Raw genomic sequence first — 15,265 nt, 5'->3', positions numbered from 1 at the left:
GGGTGAACCGTCCTGTGCAGCAAGGGCTTTAGGGGTTTGACCGTGACGGGCGGCGCAAAGTTACGCGTCGGCGCTTTCGTCATCCACTAGACGAAGGGCGGTTTCACCAACCTTGCGCACGGAGGCTTCGATTTGCGGCGTTGGCCTGGCGGCGAAATTCATGCGCAGGCAGTGGCGAAACTTGCCCGAGGCCGAAAAGATGCTGCCCACGGCAACCTGCACGCCCTGCTCCAGTAAAGCGCGGTTCAGCCGAAGCGTATCGAGATGTTCGGGTAATTCCACCCACAGCATGAAGCCGCCCTGGGGCCGGCTGACCCGGGTGCCCGCCGGGAAGTAGCGGGTCACCCAGTCGCCCATCAGGTCGCGGCCACGCTGGTACTGGCTGCGCATGCGCCGTACATGGGGCTGGTAGTGCCCGGCGGCGATGAAGTCAGCGATGGCCAGCTGAGGCTGGCTGGCGGTGCTGCCGGTGCTGATGTATTTCATGTGCAGCACGCGCTCCAGGTAGCGCCCGGGCGCCACCCAGCCGATCCGCAGGCCGGGCGCGAGGGTTTTGGAGAACGAACTGCAGAGCAGCACGCGGCCATCGTCGTCGAACGACTTCAGGGTGCGTGGGCGTGGGTAGGTATAGGCCAGGTCGCCGTACACATCGTCTTCCAGAATCGCCACGTCATAGCGTTGGGCGAGGCTCAGCAGGGCCTTCTTGCGTGCCTCGGGCATGATGTAGCCCAGCGGGTTGTTGCAGCTGGGGGTGATCTGGATGAGCTTGATCGGCCACTGCTCCAGGGCCAGCTCCAGCGCCTCCAGGCTGATGCCGGTGACCGGGTCGGTGGGGATTTCCAGCGCTTTCATGCCCAAGCCCTTGAGGGTTTGCATGGCGCCGTGGAAGCTGGGCGAGTCGACCGCGACGATGTCGCCTGGCTCGCAGACTGCGCGGATGCTGCATGACAGCGCCTCATGGCAGCCGGTGGTAATCACCAGGTCGGCCGGCCCCAGGCGGCAGCCGGAGTCGAGCATCAGCCGGGCCACCTGTTCGCGCAGGGCCAGGTTACCGTGGATGTTGTCGTAGTACAGGCCAGGCATGTCCTGGCGCCGGCTCAACTGGGCAAGGCTGCGCAGCAGCGGCTTCAGGGTAGGGCTGTCGATGTCGGGCATGCCGCGGCCGAGTTGCACCACATCCTGGCGCGGCGTACTGCGCACCAGCTCCAGCACCTGTTCCCACTGCGAGATGTCCACCGGGCGCTGGGCCGGGCGGCTGACTGCGGGCAGTGCCGGCAACTGCCGTTGGTCGCTGACGAAGTAGCCGGACTTGGGCCGCGGCGAGACCATACCGCTGTCTTCGAGCATGCGATAGGCCTGCTGCACGGTGCTCAGGCTGACCCCATGCTCCTCACTCAGTGCGCGCACGGACGGCAGGCGCTGGCCAGGGCGATAGAGGCCCTGCTCGATGCGGGCGCCGAGTATTTCGGCGAGATTCAGGTAGAGGGTCACGGCATACTCCTGCGCTGCATTGGCATAGCGACCGGTACAGTTGGGCTGAAAATACAGCATTCAGTCGGCCAGCGGCCAATTCTGTATGGGAATAATAAGGCTGTATTGGATCTGTATTGTCGAGGGTGCCGACGCGCATGCTTTCTCCACGGTAACAACTGAACGGGAGGATGCGGTGATGGGTGGCATGAGCGATGTGCGCTTGCAACTGTTGGCCAAGGAACTGGAAGCCGGGCAGCAGGCCAAGGTGTTCAACGCGCCAGAGGGTTTGGGGCGTTGGGGGCTGATGCTGCATCGCTGGCATACCCGCAGGGCGTTGCTGCAGCTGACCGATGACGAGTTGCGCGATGTCGGGCTGAGCTGGGAGCAGGCCCGGATCGAAGGGCGGAAACCCTTCTGGAAGGACTGACACGGTGGTCGCTGGAGGGCCTGTTGTGCCCCAGACTTGAAACTTGCACCGACCCTGTGGGAGCGGGCACGCCCGCTCCCACAGGGGGCGCGTCAGCTTTTAGATTTTAAGCAAGACAGTTGCTGCCACAAGGATGGGGACTTTCAAGTCAGCTCTTTGAGGCGATGCCACAGCATTCCCAGCGCCAGCAGTGGCGAGCGCAGGTGCTTGCCGCCAGGGAAGGTGATGTGCGGCACCTTGTTGAAAAGGTCGAAGCGCCCGCTTTCCTGGCCACTGATGGCTTCACCCAGCAGGCGCGCGGCCAGGTGGGTGGCGTTGAGCCCATGGCCCGAGTAGGCCTGGGCGTAATACACGTTCGGCTGGCTGGCCAGGCGGCCAACCTGCGGCAGGCGATTGGCACCAATGCCGATCATGCCACCCCACTGGTAGTCGATGCGCACGTCGGCAAGCTGCGGGAACACCTTGAGCATCTTCGGCCGCATGTAGGCGGCGATGTCCTTCGGGTCGCGGCCTGAATAGTGGCAGGCACCGCCAAACAGCAGGCGGTGGTCGGCGGACAGGCGGTAGTAGTCCAGCGCCACACGCTGGTCACACACCGCCATATTCTGCGGCAGCAATGTGCGTGCGCGTTCTTCGCCCAGCGGCTCGGTGGCGATGATGTAGCTGCCGGCCGGCAGCACCTTGCCGCCCAGCTCGCGGTTGAGGTCGTTGTGGTAGGCGTTGCAGCACAGTACCAGGGTCTTGGCGCGTACCCGGCCTTGGGCAGTATGCACCTGCACTTCAGTGCCGTAGTCGATGCGGGTGACTTCGGATTGCTCGAACAACTTCACGCCCAGGCGGGCGGCTGCGGCGGCTTCACCCAATGCCAGATTGAGCGGATGCAGATGCCCGGAGCCCATGTCGACCAACCCGCCCACATAGCAGTCGGCACCCACCACGCTGTGGATATCGTCCTTGCCGACCAGCCGCAGCTCATGTGCATAGCCCAGACTGCGCAGGTCCTCGGCGTCTTGGGCAAAGCCCAGCAGCTCGGCGGGTTTGTTGGCCAGGTCGCAGTAGCCCCAGGCCAGGTCGCAGGCGATGGTATGCTTTTCAACCCGCTCGCGCACGATCTGTACGGCCTCCAGGCCCATCAGTTTCATGGTGCGCACGCCTTCTTCGCCGATGACCGGGAGGAACTGCTCCAGACCATGGCCGACCCCTCGGATCAGTTGACCGCCATTGCGCCCACTGGCGCCCCAGCCAAGTTTGCGCGCTTCCAGCAGGATGACCGAGAAACCACGCTCGGCCAGCTCGATGGCGGTGTTCAGGCCGGAGTAGCCGCCGCCGATGATGCACACGTCGGCGTTGTGTTCGCCTTGCAGGTAGGCGTGGTCGGGGTGTGGCGCGCTGCTGGCGGCGTAATAGGAGGCGGCGTGCTGCGCGCTGTGGATCATTGGGTAGGTCCTGAGTTGTTATCGGCCAAAAATGGAGGATAAGCTCGGGATCAAGAAGGGGGCAACCAAACGGCCCATTCAGGGGCGTCTGGCTCTCTCAACCGGCAAGGCAAAGGCCTGCGTTGGCTCAGGCGCATCCATAGTGCCGGCACCACGAATGTCGTATAGCTGATGAGCGGTACGGATTGCGGCAAGTATTCCGCTGTCGGTTTGTGCGGGCAGATTGTTGCGACTCATGCGTATCAGCGTGTTTGACGCACTGAGGCGGATAGTCGGTGAAAGCGCTGGGTCATTGGCTTGCGACTTCGCCTGAGTAATCTCGGCGAGTGAGTTGACCATTATCAGTTTGCCTTCACGCAGTTCCAGAACCGACTCCCTTGGCTGCGGTGTACTGCTGTATGGCCGTGATCGATTGTTGCTGTTGATGGGCGGCGCATCTTGATCGTACAGGGGGGGAGCTTCCCCCCAGCCAAAGTAGGAAGGAGGAGCTTGTTCATTGTTTGCGGCCCCAAGCGGTTGAGCTGGGACGCCGGGAGGGGTTGGTGAGTAGGGAGGCGGAGTAGCCGGGGCCCGGTGATGGCGGCGCAGGACTTTTGAACTGATCCAGTTCCTGAACTCTCCAGCGCACCCCGACGGGTCGGTGTAGTTGATGGGGTCGTTCAAACAATAGGCATAAGCATTGGTCCCACCTTTGAAGAACGGGCTCTGTGAGTCACCGCTAAGGAAGCGCATCAACACAGGGCTATAGCTGCGGCGACCGGCGCCGAGCGGATAGCATCCACTGGCAAGATCCAAACGTTCCCCGGTGAAGCCAATGTTTGTTGAGCAGTGAGCGAAAATATGGCCAAAAGGAGTAAAGGTGAATGGTCGACCCGCACCATCCGAGTTTCCCATCAAAGGTGTTTTCCGATGATCAATAGCTTGCAGATGGGTGACTGTGGGCTTAATTTCGGCGAGGGAGAAATCTGATGCCCGGAAGATGCGTTGTGTTTCCCGAGTGCTTTTCAGCACGGTAAGCTTCAGTCCGCTGTAAAAGAACAGAATGTGGTTCTTCATCAGCTGGTGCTCGCTTAGCTGAAGGGGGATGTCTCGTCAGTTTGTAGAATGAGTAGGCTTTCCCACAACTGCCAAAATTATCAGGTCCACTGCTTCCATCCAGCACAAGCGTTACGCAAATATTACAGCCATGTCCTGCAACCGCCACAAGATTCACTTCCTGCGCGAACTCATCCCCTCTTTCGAGTGCGAGCCCGGCTGCCACGACTGCTGCGGCCCGGTCACTACCTCGGCGGAGGAAATGGCCCGCCTGCCGCGCAAGTCCCAGGCCGAGCAGGACGCTGCTCTGGAGCGTCTGGACTGCGTGCACCTGGGCCCCAACGGCTGCACGGTGTATGAAGAGCGGCCGATGATCTGCCGGTTGTTCGGTACCACCCCGCGCATGGCCTGCCCGCGTGGTCGTGGCCCTGAACCGATGATCGACCCCGCCGCTGAACAGTTGGTCCACCAGTTCATTGCCACCACCCGCCAGGTGCTGGTCTAGCCTCAGTCCGGGATCGGCAGGCAAAGGCTCTCCTTCACCTCTTCCATCACGATGTAGCTCTTCGATTCGCGCACGTGCGGCAGTTTCAGCAGGATGTCGCCGAGCAGCTTGCGGTATGAGGCCATTTCCGAAATACGCGCTTTAACCAGGTAGTCGAAGTCACCCGACACCAGGTGGCATTCCAGCACGTGGGGCAGCTTCAAGACCGCGCGGCGGAACTCCTCGAAGGTATCGCCCGACTTGTAGTCCAGGCTGATTTCCACGAACACCAGCAGGCTGCCCTTGAGGTGCTGCGGGTTCAGGCGGGCGTTGTAGCCCATGATGATGCCCTCGCGCTCAAGGCGGCGAACCCGCTCGGTACAAGGGGTGGTGGACAGCCCAACTTTCTCGCCCAGTTCGGTGAAGGAAATACGCCCGTCATTCTGCAGGATACGCAGGATGTTGCGGTCGATCTTGTCCAGTTCACGCTTGGTCTGGTGCTGGGTTCTCATAGGGGATGCCCCTCCGTGAAAGGCGATTTTGCCGAGAATTCTCGCCAATAATAGGCTTTTATATAGTGAATTGCACTGGTCTCAAATTCCTATACTGCGCCCATTCATGCCATTTCAATAAAAGTGTGCGGCGCGCCGCGTGTGAGGGATAAAACGATGCGAGTTCTGGTACTTGGTAGCGGTGTAATCGGAACCGCCAGTGCCTACTACCTGGCCCGGCAAGGTTTCGAAGTCACGGTGGTCGACCGCCAGCCAGCGGTGGCCATGGAAACCAGCTTTGCCAACGCCGGCCAGATCTCGCCCGGCTATGCCTCGCCCTGGGCTGCCCCTGGTGTACCGCTCAAAGCCATCAAATGGCTACTGGAGCGTCACGCTCCCCTGGCCATCAAGCTCACGGGCGATGTCGACCAGTACCTGTGGATGGCACAGATGCTGCGCAACTGCACTGCCAGCCGCTACGCGGTGAACAAGGAGCGCATGGTGCGCCTGTCCGAGTACAGCCGTGACTGCCTCGACGAGCTGCGCGCCGAAACCGGCATCAACTACGAAAACCGCAGCCTGGGCACCACCCAGCTGTTCCGCACCCAGGCCCAGGTCGATGCTGCGGCCAAGGACATTGCCGTACTCGAACAGTCCGGTGTGCCCTACGAGTTGCTCGACCGCGACGGCATTGCCCGCGTCGAACCCGCCCTGGCCGGCGTGAAAGATATCCTGGCCGGCGCCCTGCGCCTGCCGAACGACCAGACTGGCGACTGCCAGCTGTTTACCACCAAGCTCGCCGACATGGCGTTGAAGCTGGGCGTGGAGTTCCGCTTCGGCCAGGACATCCAGCGCCTGGACTTCGCGGGTGACCGCATCAATGGCGTGTGGATCGACGGCAAGCTGGAAACGGCAGACCGGTACGTGCTGGCGCTGGGCAGCTACTCGCCACAGATGCTCAAGCCGCTGGGCATCAAGGCTCCGGTGTATCCGCTGAAAGGCTATTCGCTGACCGTGCCGATCACCAACAGCGACATGGCCCCGACTTCGACCATTCTCGACGAGACCTACAAGGTTGCCATCACCCGTTTCGACAACCGCATCCGCGTTGGGGGCATGGCTGAAATCGCTGGTTTTGACCTGTCGCTGAACCCGCGTCGGCGCGAAACGCTGGAGATGATCGTCAACGACCTTTATCCTCGCGGCGGTGACCTGAGCCAGGCCAGCTTCTGGACCGGCTTGCGCCCGGCGACCCCGGACGGCACACCGATCGTGGGTGCCACGGCGTTCCGCAACCTGTTCCTGAACACCGGTCACGGTACCTTGGGCTGGACCATGGCGTGCGGTTCCGGCCGCCTGCTGGCCGACCTGATTGCGCGCAAGAAGCCGCAGATCAGTGCCGAAGGCCTGGATATCTCCCGTTATGGCAATAGCCGGGAAGTGGCCAAGCACGGGCAAAGCGCGCCGGCTCACCAGCAGTAACAGCCTGTGCCGGCCCATTTGCGGGCTTGCCCGCTCCCACAGGAACACCACCGCTTTTGAAAGCTGTGCACGACCTGTGGGAGCGGGCAAGCCCGCGAATAATCCACCACCGATTTCAACCCGAACCACCATAAGGCAGCCGCTATGCGTCCCGCCCGCGCCCTGATCGACCTCCAGGCCCTGCGCCACAACTACCGTCTGGCCCGTGAACTGACGGGTGCCAAAGCCCTCGCCGTGATCAAGGCCGATGCCTACGGCCACGGCGCCGTGCGCTGCGCCCTGGCCCTCGAGGCCGAAGCCGACGGCTTTGCCGTGGCCTGCATCGAAGAGGCGCTGGAACTGCGCGCCGCCGGTATCAAAGCCCCGGTACTGCTGCTGGAAGGTTTTTTTGAAGCCAGCGAACTGGCGCTGATCGCCGAGCACGACCTGTGGTGCGTGGTGCACTCGCTGTGGCAACTGGAAGCCATCGAGAAAACCCCGCTGCACAAACCGCTCAACGTCTGGCTGAAGCTGGACAGTGGCATGCACCGCGTTGGCCTGCACCCCAAGGACTACCACGATGCCTACCAGCGACTGCTGGCCAGCGGCAAGGTTTCGCGCATCGTGTTGATGACCCACTTCGCTCGCGCCGACGAACTGGACGCTGACGCTACCTCCCAGCAAATCGCCGTGTTCGAAGCTGCCCGACAGGGCCTGGCCGCCGAATGCAGCCTGCGTAACTCGCCCGGCGTGCTGGGCTGGCCGCAAGCGCCCAGCGACTGGGTGCGCCCAGGCCTGATGCTGTACGGCGCCACGCCGTTCGAAGTGGCGCAGGCCGAGGCCGCACGCCTGCAACCGGTGATGACCCTGCAATCGCGGGTGATCAGCGTGCGCGAGCTGCCTGCCGGCGAGCCGGTTGGCTATGGTGCCAAGTTCGTCAGCCCTCGGCCGACCCGCGTGGGTGTGGTCGCCATGGGCTATGCCGATGGCTACCCGCGCCAGGCGCCTAACGGCACCCCGGTGCTGGTCGCTGGCAAGCGCACCCAGCTGATCGGCCGGGTGTCGATGGACATGCTCAGCATCGACCTCACCGACGTACCGCAAGCCACTGTCGGCAGCCCGGTCGAATTCTGGGGCAAGCAGGTGCTGGCCAGTGAAGTGGCCGCGCATGCGGGCACTATTCCCTATCAGATCTTCTGTAACCTGAAGCGGGTACCACGGGACTACATCGGCGAATGAGACGCTGAAGCGGACAGGTTGGGGGCGGTGTGTTGTAAATACTGAACGGCATTGCCATGATATCGTTCACATCCACCCCCCTTTCACCGTTTCAGGAGGCTCCAGCTTTGGACGTCGGCGAACGACTGCAAGCCATCCGCAAGCTCAAGGGCCTGTCGCAGCGCGAACTCGCCAAGCGTGCTGGCGTGACCAACAGCACCATCTCGATGATCGAGAAGAACAGCGTAAGCCCCTCTATCAGCTCGCTGCGCAAAGTGCTTAGCGGCATTCCCATGTCCATGGTCGAATTCTTTTCGGTCGAGCTGGAGCCCCAAAGCCCCACTCAGATCGTCTACAAGGCCCATGAGCTGATCGATATCTCAGACGGTGCTGTGACCATGAAGCTGGTGGGCAAGTCGCACCCCAACCGTGCCATCGCTTTTCTGACCGAGGTGTACCCGCCAGGTGCGGACACCGGTGCCGAGATGCTCACCCACGACGGCGAGGAGACCGGTATCCTGCTTGAAGGCCGCCTGGAGCTGGTGGTCGGCAACGAGATTTTCGTTCTCGAAGAAGGCGACAGCTACTACTTCGAAAGCACCCGCCCGCACCGCTTCCGCAACCCATTCGACCAGCCGGCGCGGCTGATCAGTGCGGCGACGCCTTCAAACTTTTGATCCAGCGCAGTGCATTGATTCGGCAATACCCCTTTCCTGTGTGGGGTCGTTTCACGGCCTCTGGGTTCCCGCTATACTTTTCAACGCTCGCCGATCCGTGGCCGCGAGCGTGATTAGCCACCATGAGGGTGTTCGCGTGAATCAAATCAAGAAGATGCTGGCCGTACCAGCAGCCGTATTCGCCCTCTGGGCAATGAGCGCAACCGCTGCGACCAATGACGACATTGCCAAACGCCTGGAGCCGGTTGGCCAGGTGTGCGTCCAGGGCCAGGAGTGCAAAGGCATGGAAGTGGCCGCTGCAGCGGGTGGCGGGGGAGCCAAGACGCCGGATGAAATCATCGCCAAGCACTGCAATGCCTGCCATGGCAGCGGCTTGCTCGGCGCGCCTAAAATTGGTGACACCGCCGCGTGGAAAGAACGCGCCGACCACCAGGGCGGTCTGGATGGCATCCTGGCCAAGGCCATTACTGGTATCAACGCCATGCCGCCAAAGGGCACCTGTGCAGACTGCTCGGATGAAGACCTGAAAGGGGCGATCAAGAAAATGTCCGGGTTGTGATTTACAGCTGAATTGCATGAGGCCCGCCGTTGATGGCGGGCTTTGTTTTTGTGGTGCCCGAGAAAGGTCCAGCACAGGCAACCAACCCGCTAGAGCCATGTCCATGGATGTCTCCAGAAGCCCCAATCGGGCTGAGCCTGATTCCATGAGAACTAGCATTTTTACCAGTTCTATTTTTCAGGGTTCTGAAGAACACTGACGCTTCTGATTGAAGTGGTGGCTAACAATGGATCTGGGCGATAACTGTCCCGAGCAACATGCAGCCGGTCGAACACAGCCGCAAAAGCTGATCCCCGGCAGCGCCCTTCGGCCTCTGGCCTATTCGCCTTATGGCTATCTCTCGACGTCCCAGAGCATGCTCGGTTTTAATGGTGGCCGACAGGACCCTGCTACCGGCTGTTATCTACTGGGTAACGGTCGTCGAGCATTTAACCCATCATTGATGCGCTTTATTAGCCCGGACAGCATGAGCCCGTTCGCAGCGGGTGGTCTGAACTCTTATGCCTACTGCCTAGGAGACCCGGTTAACCGGGAAGACCCGAGCGGTTATTTCTCTTTCTTCAAATTTGTCTCGCGATTGTTCAGGTATTTTTTTCCAAAGAAAAAGCCTACGACGTATGGTAAGTTGCACCGGGCGATTATTTTTGAAACCGAAGTGATTACCAAGACATACAGTGATATAACTTCCGATACAAAGATCAAGGTGGTCAAATCGCCGAAAAGTGTGCCGGATGGCTATGTATTGAGAATGGTGCATGGTACTCAGAAAGAGCATGTTCAATCACTGTTGAGCGGGCTCGATTCTGGCTATACAAAGGATGGATCTTACGGCGCGCACGTTTATGGAACAACGAATATTTATGGGGCCAGCAACTTCACAGGTCAGGACGGATCTTTAGTAGGGTTTTACGTGCATGAGTCTGAGTCCTGGGTTCGCGGTAAGGACTATTGGTATGTTCATAAAAATGCGATAGCGATCGATAAGAGCGCGTATCACAAGGTTCATGTGAGCGAAGAAGTGGTATTTCCATTTTTAATTAGTAAGACGCTTAAAGTAAGGTGGTGACCAGAGTTTGCCCTAGGCAACCAACCCGCTTGAGCTCATGTCCAACCCCTGAACCCACCGATGTTTCAGGAGGCTCTGATGCACCTCTGCGCCATCGACCAGGCTGTCGAGCAGGTTTTGTCCCGGCTGCCAACCCATATCCACATGGGCCTGCCTTTGGGCCTGGGCAAACCCAACGCCTTCGTCAACGCGCTTTACGCCCGCGTACGCGAGCTGCCCGAACGGCGCCTGACCATCTATACTGCACTTTCCCTCGGCCGCCCGCCACTGGGCGATGGCCTGCAGCGGCGCTTTCTCGAACCCTTCGTCGAGCGTGTCTTTGCTGACTACGAAGAGCTCAGTTACCTCGCAGACCTGCGCAACGACACGTTGCCACCCAATATTCGGGTCGAACAGTTCTTCATGCAGCCCGGCAGCCTGCTGCACAGCGAATCGGCCCAGCAGGACTACGTCAGCAGCAACTACAGCCACGCCGCACGTGATATCAACGCCAAGGGCCTGAACCTGATAGCCCAGTTGGTGGCCGCCACCCCCGAAAAGCCCGTGCACCTGAGCCTGGCCTGCAATCCAGACATCACCCTCGACCTGCTGCCGATGATCGCCAAGCGCCGCGCTGCAGGCGAAACCATCCTCATGCTGGGCCAGGTGCATGCCGAACTGCCCTACATGCCAGGCGATGCCGAGCTGCCCATCGATGCCTTCGACCTGCTGCTCGATGAAGTCGAGCAACGTCGGCTGTTTTCCACACCAAACATGCCGGTTGGCATTCAGGACCACTGCATCGGCCTGCACGCCAGCAGCCTGGTGCGTGACGGCGGCACCCTGCAGATCGGCATTGGTGCCATGGGCGATGCGGTTGCCGCGGCATTGCTGGCACGTCAGGGCGACAACGCCGGTTACCGTGCGGTGCTCAAGGCGCTGGATGTCGGACCGTGGCAGGCGTTGATCGAGCGAGAAGGGGGCCTGGACACCCTTACCCACGGCTTGTACGGCTGCAGCGAGATGTTCGTCAACGGCTTGCTGGTGCTGGCCGAAGCAGGACTGCTACGACGCCCGGCGGACGAGCAAGGCGCAATACTGCATGGCGGCTTTTTCCTCGGCCCGCAAGCGTTCTACCAGCGCTTGCGCGAGATGCCGCTGGAGCAGCGCGCGCAGTTTGTCATGACCCGTATCAGCTTCATCAACGAGCTCTATGGGCAGGAGGCACTCAAGCGCCGACAACGTCGTGATGCGCGCTTCATCAACACCGCGTTTGGCATGACCCTGCTCGGCGCCGGGGTGGCCGACCAGCTGGAAGACGGCCGCGTGCTCAGTGGCGTGGGCGGGCAGTACAACTTCGTTGCCCAGGGCCATGCGCTGGAGGGCGGGCGTTCGATCCTGCTCTTGCGCAGCTGGCGCGAGGCAGGCGGGGAGGTGACCTCGAACCTGTTCTGGACCTATGGCCACTGCACCATTCCCCGGCACCTGCGCGATATCGTGGTGACCGAGTACGGCATTGCGGACTTGCGTGGGCAGACTGACAGCGAAGTGATTGCGCGGTTGTTGGCGGTGAGCGATTCGCGGTTTCAGCCGGGCCTGATCAAGCAGGCCAAAGACGCTGGCAAGCTTGCCGACGACTTTCAGCTGGAGGCGCGCTTTACCGACAATACCCCGCAACGCCTGGAGGCCATCAGGGCACAGCATGCGCGGCTGTTCCCGGAGTATCCGATGGGCACGGACTTTACGGCCGAGGAGCGGGATCTGTTGCGGGCGCTGAACTGGTTGAAGAGCAAGTTCAAGCTGAGCGAGGTGCTGGAGCTGGGCAAGGCAGCGTTGGATGCACCGGGGCCGGAGGGGTATGAAAGCCACCTGGAGCGGATGCAGTTGGGGCAGCCGCAGGGGCTTAAAGAAGAACTTTACCAGCGCTTGTTGTTGGCGGGGCTGGCGGCAACCAGATAAAAGGGTTGCGGCCATTCGCGGGCACGCCCGCTCCCACAGGTACGGCACAGCGTTCGAGACCTGTGCTGCACCTGTGGGAGCGGGCGTGCCCGCGAAGCAGGTGTCGCGTTTATTCGATGAAGCTGACCACACCACCTTCCAGCGACTTCACCCGGGCCAGCGATTCAACGCGGTAACCCTGGCTGTCCAGTTCGGCACGGCCGCCCTGGAACGACTTCTCGATCACGATACCCAGGCCCGCCACGGTGGCACCTGCCTGCTTGATGATCGAGATCAGCGCTTGGGAGGCTTTGCCGTTGGCCAGGAAGTCATCGATCACCAGCACGCGGTCGCTGCTGTTGAGGTGACGCGGCGAAATGGCCACGGTGTTCTCGGTCTGTTTGGTGAAGGAATACACCGAGGCGGTCAGCAGGTTTTCGGTCAGGGTCAGCGACTGGTGCTTGCGAGCGAAGATGACCGGCACACCCAGTTTCAGGCCGGTCATCACCGCTGGGGCAATGCCCGAGGCTTCGATGGTGACGATCTTGGTCACGCCGGCATCGGCGAACAGGCGGGCAAACTCGTCACCGATCAGCTGCATCAGCGCCGGATCGATCTGGTGGTTGAGAAACGCGTCGACTTTGAGAACCTGATCGGAAAGCACGATGCCTTCTTCGCGAATCTTCTGATGCAGTGCTTCCACTGTGATTTCCTCGATGTAACAAAGGTTGCCGCTGGAGGCGGCAAAGTTAAAGAGTAATGGTTGATCAGCGTTTGAGCATTGCCCGGATATCGGCCAGGGCGTTGTTGCCGCGAGCGGCCTTCACCTCGACCGGCGCATCGTCCAGGCCCTCCCAGGCCAGGTCGTCCGGTGGCAGTTCGTCGAGGAACCGGCTGGGCGTGCAGTCGATGATTTCACCGTACTGCTTGCGCTTGGCGGCGAAGGTGAAGGCCAGGGTCTGGCGCGCGCGGGTGATGCCCACGTAGGCCAGGCGGCGTTCCTCTTCGATGGTGTCGGCCTCGATGCTGGAGCGGTGCGGGAGGATTTCCTCTTCCATGCCCATGATGAACACGTAGGGGAATTCCAGGCCCTTGGAGGCATGCAGGGTCATCATCTGCACGCCCTCGGCGTTCTCTTCCTCTTCCTGCTGGCGCTCGAGCATGTCGCGCAGCACCAGCTTGCCGATGGCGTCCTCGATGGTCATGTCACCCTCTTCGTCCTTCTCGAGGGTGTTCTTCAGCGCTTCGACCAGGAACCAGACGTTGCTGATGCGGAACTCGGCAGCTTTGTCGCTGGCGGTCTGCTGGCGGATCCAGTTCTCGTAGTCGATGTCGCGGATCATCTCGTGCAGTGCGGCAATCGGGTCTTCCAGGGCAACCTTGTGGCGCACCCCGTCCAGCCAGTGCTTGAAACGCTGCAAGCGCTCGGTGTAGCGCGCGTCCAGGTGCTCGCCCAGGCCCAGCTCTTCGCTGGCGGCGTACATCGAAATGCCGCGCTCGGTGGCGTAGTTGCCGAGCTTTTCCAGGGTGGTGGAGCCGATCTCGCGGCGCGGCACGTTGATTACCCGCAGGTAGGCGTTGTCATCGTCCGGGTTCACCAGCAGGCGCAGGTAGGCCATCAGGTCCTTGACCTCCTGGCGGCCGAAGAAGCTGTTACCGCCCGACAGGCGATACGGCACCTGGTGGTGCTGCAACTTCAGTTCGATCAGCTTGGCCTGGTAGTTGCCGCGGTAAAGGATGGCAAAGTCGCTGTACGGGCGGTTGGTGCGCAGGTGCAAGGTGAGGATTTCCATGGCCACGCGTTCGGCCTCGGCTTCCTCGTTCTTGCAGCGGATCACGCGGATCTCGTCGCCCACGCCCATTTCGCTCCACAGCTGCTTTTCGAACGCATGCGGATTGTTGGCGATCAACACGTTGGCGCAGCGCAGGATGCGGCTGGTGGAGCGGTAGTTCTGCTCGAGCATGACGATCTTCAGGGAGGGGTAGTCCTCCTTGAGCAGCATCAGGTTCTCAGGGCGTGCGCCGCGCCAGGCGTAGATCGACTGGTCGTCGTCGCCCACCACGGTGAACTGGTTGCGCATGCCGATCAGCATCTTCACCAGCAGGTATTGGCTGGCGTTGGTGTCCTGATATTCGTCTACCAGCAGGTAGCGCACACGGTTTTGCCAGCGTTCCAGCACCTCGGGGTGCTCCTGGAACAGTTTGACTGGCAGCAGGATCAGGTCATCGAAGTCCACTGCGTTGAACGCCTTGAGCGTACGCTGATAGTGGGTGTAGACGATGGCTGCGGTCTGCTCGCGTGGGTTGCGCGCCTTTTCCAGGGCTTCTGGCGGCAGGACCAGGTCGTTCTTCCAGGCACCGATCATGTTCTTGATCTCGTCGATGCCGTCGTCGCCGGAGTATTCCTTCTGCATGATGTCCGACAGCAACGCCTTGATGTCGGACTCGTCGAAGATCGAGAAACCCGGCTTGTAGCCCAGGCGCTCGTGTTCCTTGCGGATGATGTTCAGGCCCAGGTTGTGGAACGTACACACGGTCAGGCCACGGCCTTCCCCCGGGCGCAGCAAGGTGGCGACCCGCTCCTTCATCTCGCGCGCGGCCTTGTTGGTGAAGGTCATCGCCACGATGTACTGGGCGCGGATGCCGCAGTTCTGGATGAGGTGGGCAATCTTGCGCGTGATCACGCTGGTCTTGCCCGAACCTGCACCGGCGAGCACCAAAAGAGGGCCGCCGACATAGTCACGGGCTTCCTGCTGCCGGGGATTGAGTCGGGACATGCTAGAAACCGGGGGTCGCCAGAAAATAGCCGCGCATTCTAACAGGCATGGGGCCGTTGTGGCGCGACCGTCTGACGTCTGAGTCAGACTTTTGTCCATCTAATTATTAGTGTCACTAATGCTAGTAGCTGAAAAAATCATATTTGCCGGTTTGATTCGTTTCGCGCAGGATGCACGACAAAATACGTCGGAATGCTACGATCGAAAAAACATGCATAAAATTGAAAATCATTTTCATTGAATG

General features: G+C 61.0%; 14 protein-coding genes. 8 read left to right on the top strand and 6 right to left on the bottom strand.

Annotated features, from left to right (window positions below; genetic code table 11):
* Positions 1–60 precede the first annotated feature (60 nt).
* Positions 61–1,491 carry a PLP-dependent aminotransferase family protein gene (locus ACF8O8_RS13870; protein ID WP_392509860.1) on the bottom strand — a complete coding sequence of 477 codons (1,431 nt, stop codon included), beginning with the start codon at positions 1,489–1,491 and terminating at the stop codon, positions 61–63.
* A gap of 178 nt (positions 1,492–1,669) precedes the next feature.
* On the opposite strand from ACF8O8_RS13870, the gene ACF8O8_RS13865 reads away from it, so the two are divergent.
* Positions 1,670–1,900 (top strand): DUF1127 domain-containing protein, encoded by a 231-nt coding sequence (locus ACF8O8_RS13865; RefSeq protein ID WP_003253515.1) that lies wholly within the window; start codon positions 1,670–1,672, stop codon positions 1,898–1,900.
* Positions 1,901–2,043: 143 nt separating this feature from the next.
* Here ACF8O8_RS13865 and ACF8O8_RS13860 read toward each other — a convergent pair whose 3' ends face one another.
* Entirely contained in the window at positions 2,044–3,336 is a 1,293-nt protein-coding gene (locus tag ACF8O8_RS13860) for an NAD(P)/FAD-dependent oxidoreductase (protein ID WP_392509859.1), read from the bottom strand.
* Positions 3,337–3,414: 78 nt separating this feature from the next.
* Entirely contained in the window at positions 3,415–4,392 is a 978-nt protein-coding gene (locus tag ACF8O8_RS13855) for an RHS repeat-associated core domain-containing protein (RefSeq protein ID WP_392509858.1), read from the bottom strand.
* 130 nt (positions 4,393–4,522) lie between these two features.
* Here ACF8O8_RS13855 and ACF8O8_RS13850 point away from each other — a divergent pair, with 130 nt between their 5' ends.
* A complete protein-coding gene (locus ACF8O8_RS13850; protein ID WP_003253518.1) occupies positions 4,523–4,876 on the top strand; it encodes a YkgJ family cysteine cluster protein in 354 nt (117 codons plus the stop codon).
* Positions 4,877–4,878: 2 nt separating this feature from the next.
* Here ACF8O8_RS13850 and ACF8O8_RS13845 read toward each other — a convergent pair whose 3' ends face one another.
* On the bottom strand, positions 4,879–5,367 hold the full coding sequence (locus ACF8O8_RS13845; protein ID WP_003253520.1) for an Lrp/AsnC ligand binding domain-containing protein: 489 nt from the start codon (positions 5,365–5,367) through the stop codon (positions 4,879–4,881).
* A gap of 156 nt (positions 5,368–5,523) precedes the next feature.
* Here ACF8O8_RS13845 and dadA point away from each other — a divergent pair, with 156 nt between their 5' ends.
* From dadA to ACF8O8_RS13815, 6 genes are all read left to right on the top strand, one after another.
* Entirely contained in the window at positions 5,524–6,828 is a 1,305-nt protein-coding gene (dadA, locus tag ACF8O8_RS13840; protein ID WP_010955780.1) for a D-amino acid dehydrogenase, read from the top strand.
* Between the two features lie 144 nt (positions 6,829–6,972).
* Positions 6,973–8,046, top strand: a complete 1,074-nt coding sequence (alr, locus tag ACF8O8_RS13835; protein WP_010955779.1) for an alanine racemase — start codon at positions 6,973–6,975, stop codon at positions 8,044–8,046.
* A 107-nt stretch (positions 8,047–8,153) separates the two neighbouring features.
* Positions 8,154–8,702 carry a cupin domain-containing protein gene (locus ACF8O8_RS13830; protein ID WP_003253526.1) on the top strand — a complete coding sequence of 183 codons (549 nt, stop codon included), beginning with the start codon at positions 8,154–8,156 and terminating at the stop codon, positions 8,700–8,702.
* Between the two features lie 154 nt (positions 8,703–8,856).
* Positions 8,857–9,261 (top strand): cytochrome c5 family protein, encoded by a 405-nt coding sequence (locus ACF8O8_RS13825; RefSeq protein WP_033723760.1) that lies wholly within the window; start codon positions 8,857–8,859, stop codon positions 9,259–9,261.
* A 226-nt stretch (positions 9,262–9,487) separates the two neighbouring features.
* Positions 9,488–10,327: an RHS repeat-associated core domain-containing protein gene (locus tag ACF8O8_RS13820; protein ID WP_392509857.1), complete on the top strand. Its 840-nt coding sequence runs from the start codon at positions 9,488–9,490 to the stop codon at positions 10,325–10,327.
* 78 nt (positions 10,328–10,405) lie between these two features.
* On the top strand, positions 10,406–12,265 hold the full coding sequence (locus tag ACF8O8_RS13815) for an acetyl-CoA hydrolase/transferase C-terminal domain-containing protein (RefSeq protein WP_392509856.1): 1,860 nt from the start codon (positions 10,406–10,408) through the stop codon (positions 12,263–12,265).
* A gap of 109 nt (positions 12,266–12,374) precedes the next feature.
* On the opposite strand, the gene ACF8O8_RS13810 is transcribed toward ACF8O8_RS13815, so the two are convergent.
* On the bottom strand, positions 12,375–12,947 hold the full coding sequence (locus ACF8O8_RS13810; protein ID WP_003253535.1) for a xanthine phosphoribosyltransferase: 573 nt from the start codon (positions 12,945–12,947) through the stop codon (positions 12,375–12,377).
* A 64-nt stretch (positions 12,948–13,011) separates the two neighbouring features.
* Positions 13,012–15,021: a DNA helicase Rep gene (gene rep, locus ACF8O8_RS13805; RefSeq protein ID WP_392509855.1), complete on the bottom strand. Its 2,010-nt coding sequence runs from the start codon at positions 15,019–15,021 to the stop codon at positions 13,012–13,014.
* Between the last annotated feature and the right edge of the window lie 244 nt (positions 15,022–15,265).

Source organism: Pseudomonas sp. TYF_14 (assembly GCF_043105275.1).
In the GTDB taxonomy this organism is placed as follows: domain Bacteria; phylum Pseudomonadota; class Gammaproteobacteria; order Pseudomonadales; family Pseudomonadaceae; genus Aquipseudomonas; species Aquipseudomonas alloputida.
The sequence above is the reverse complement of the archived record's forward strand: the minus strand, read 5'-3'. Positions and strand labels throughout refer to the sequence as shown.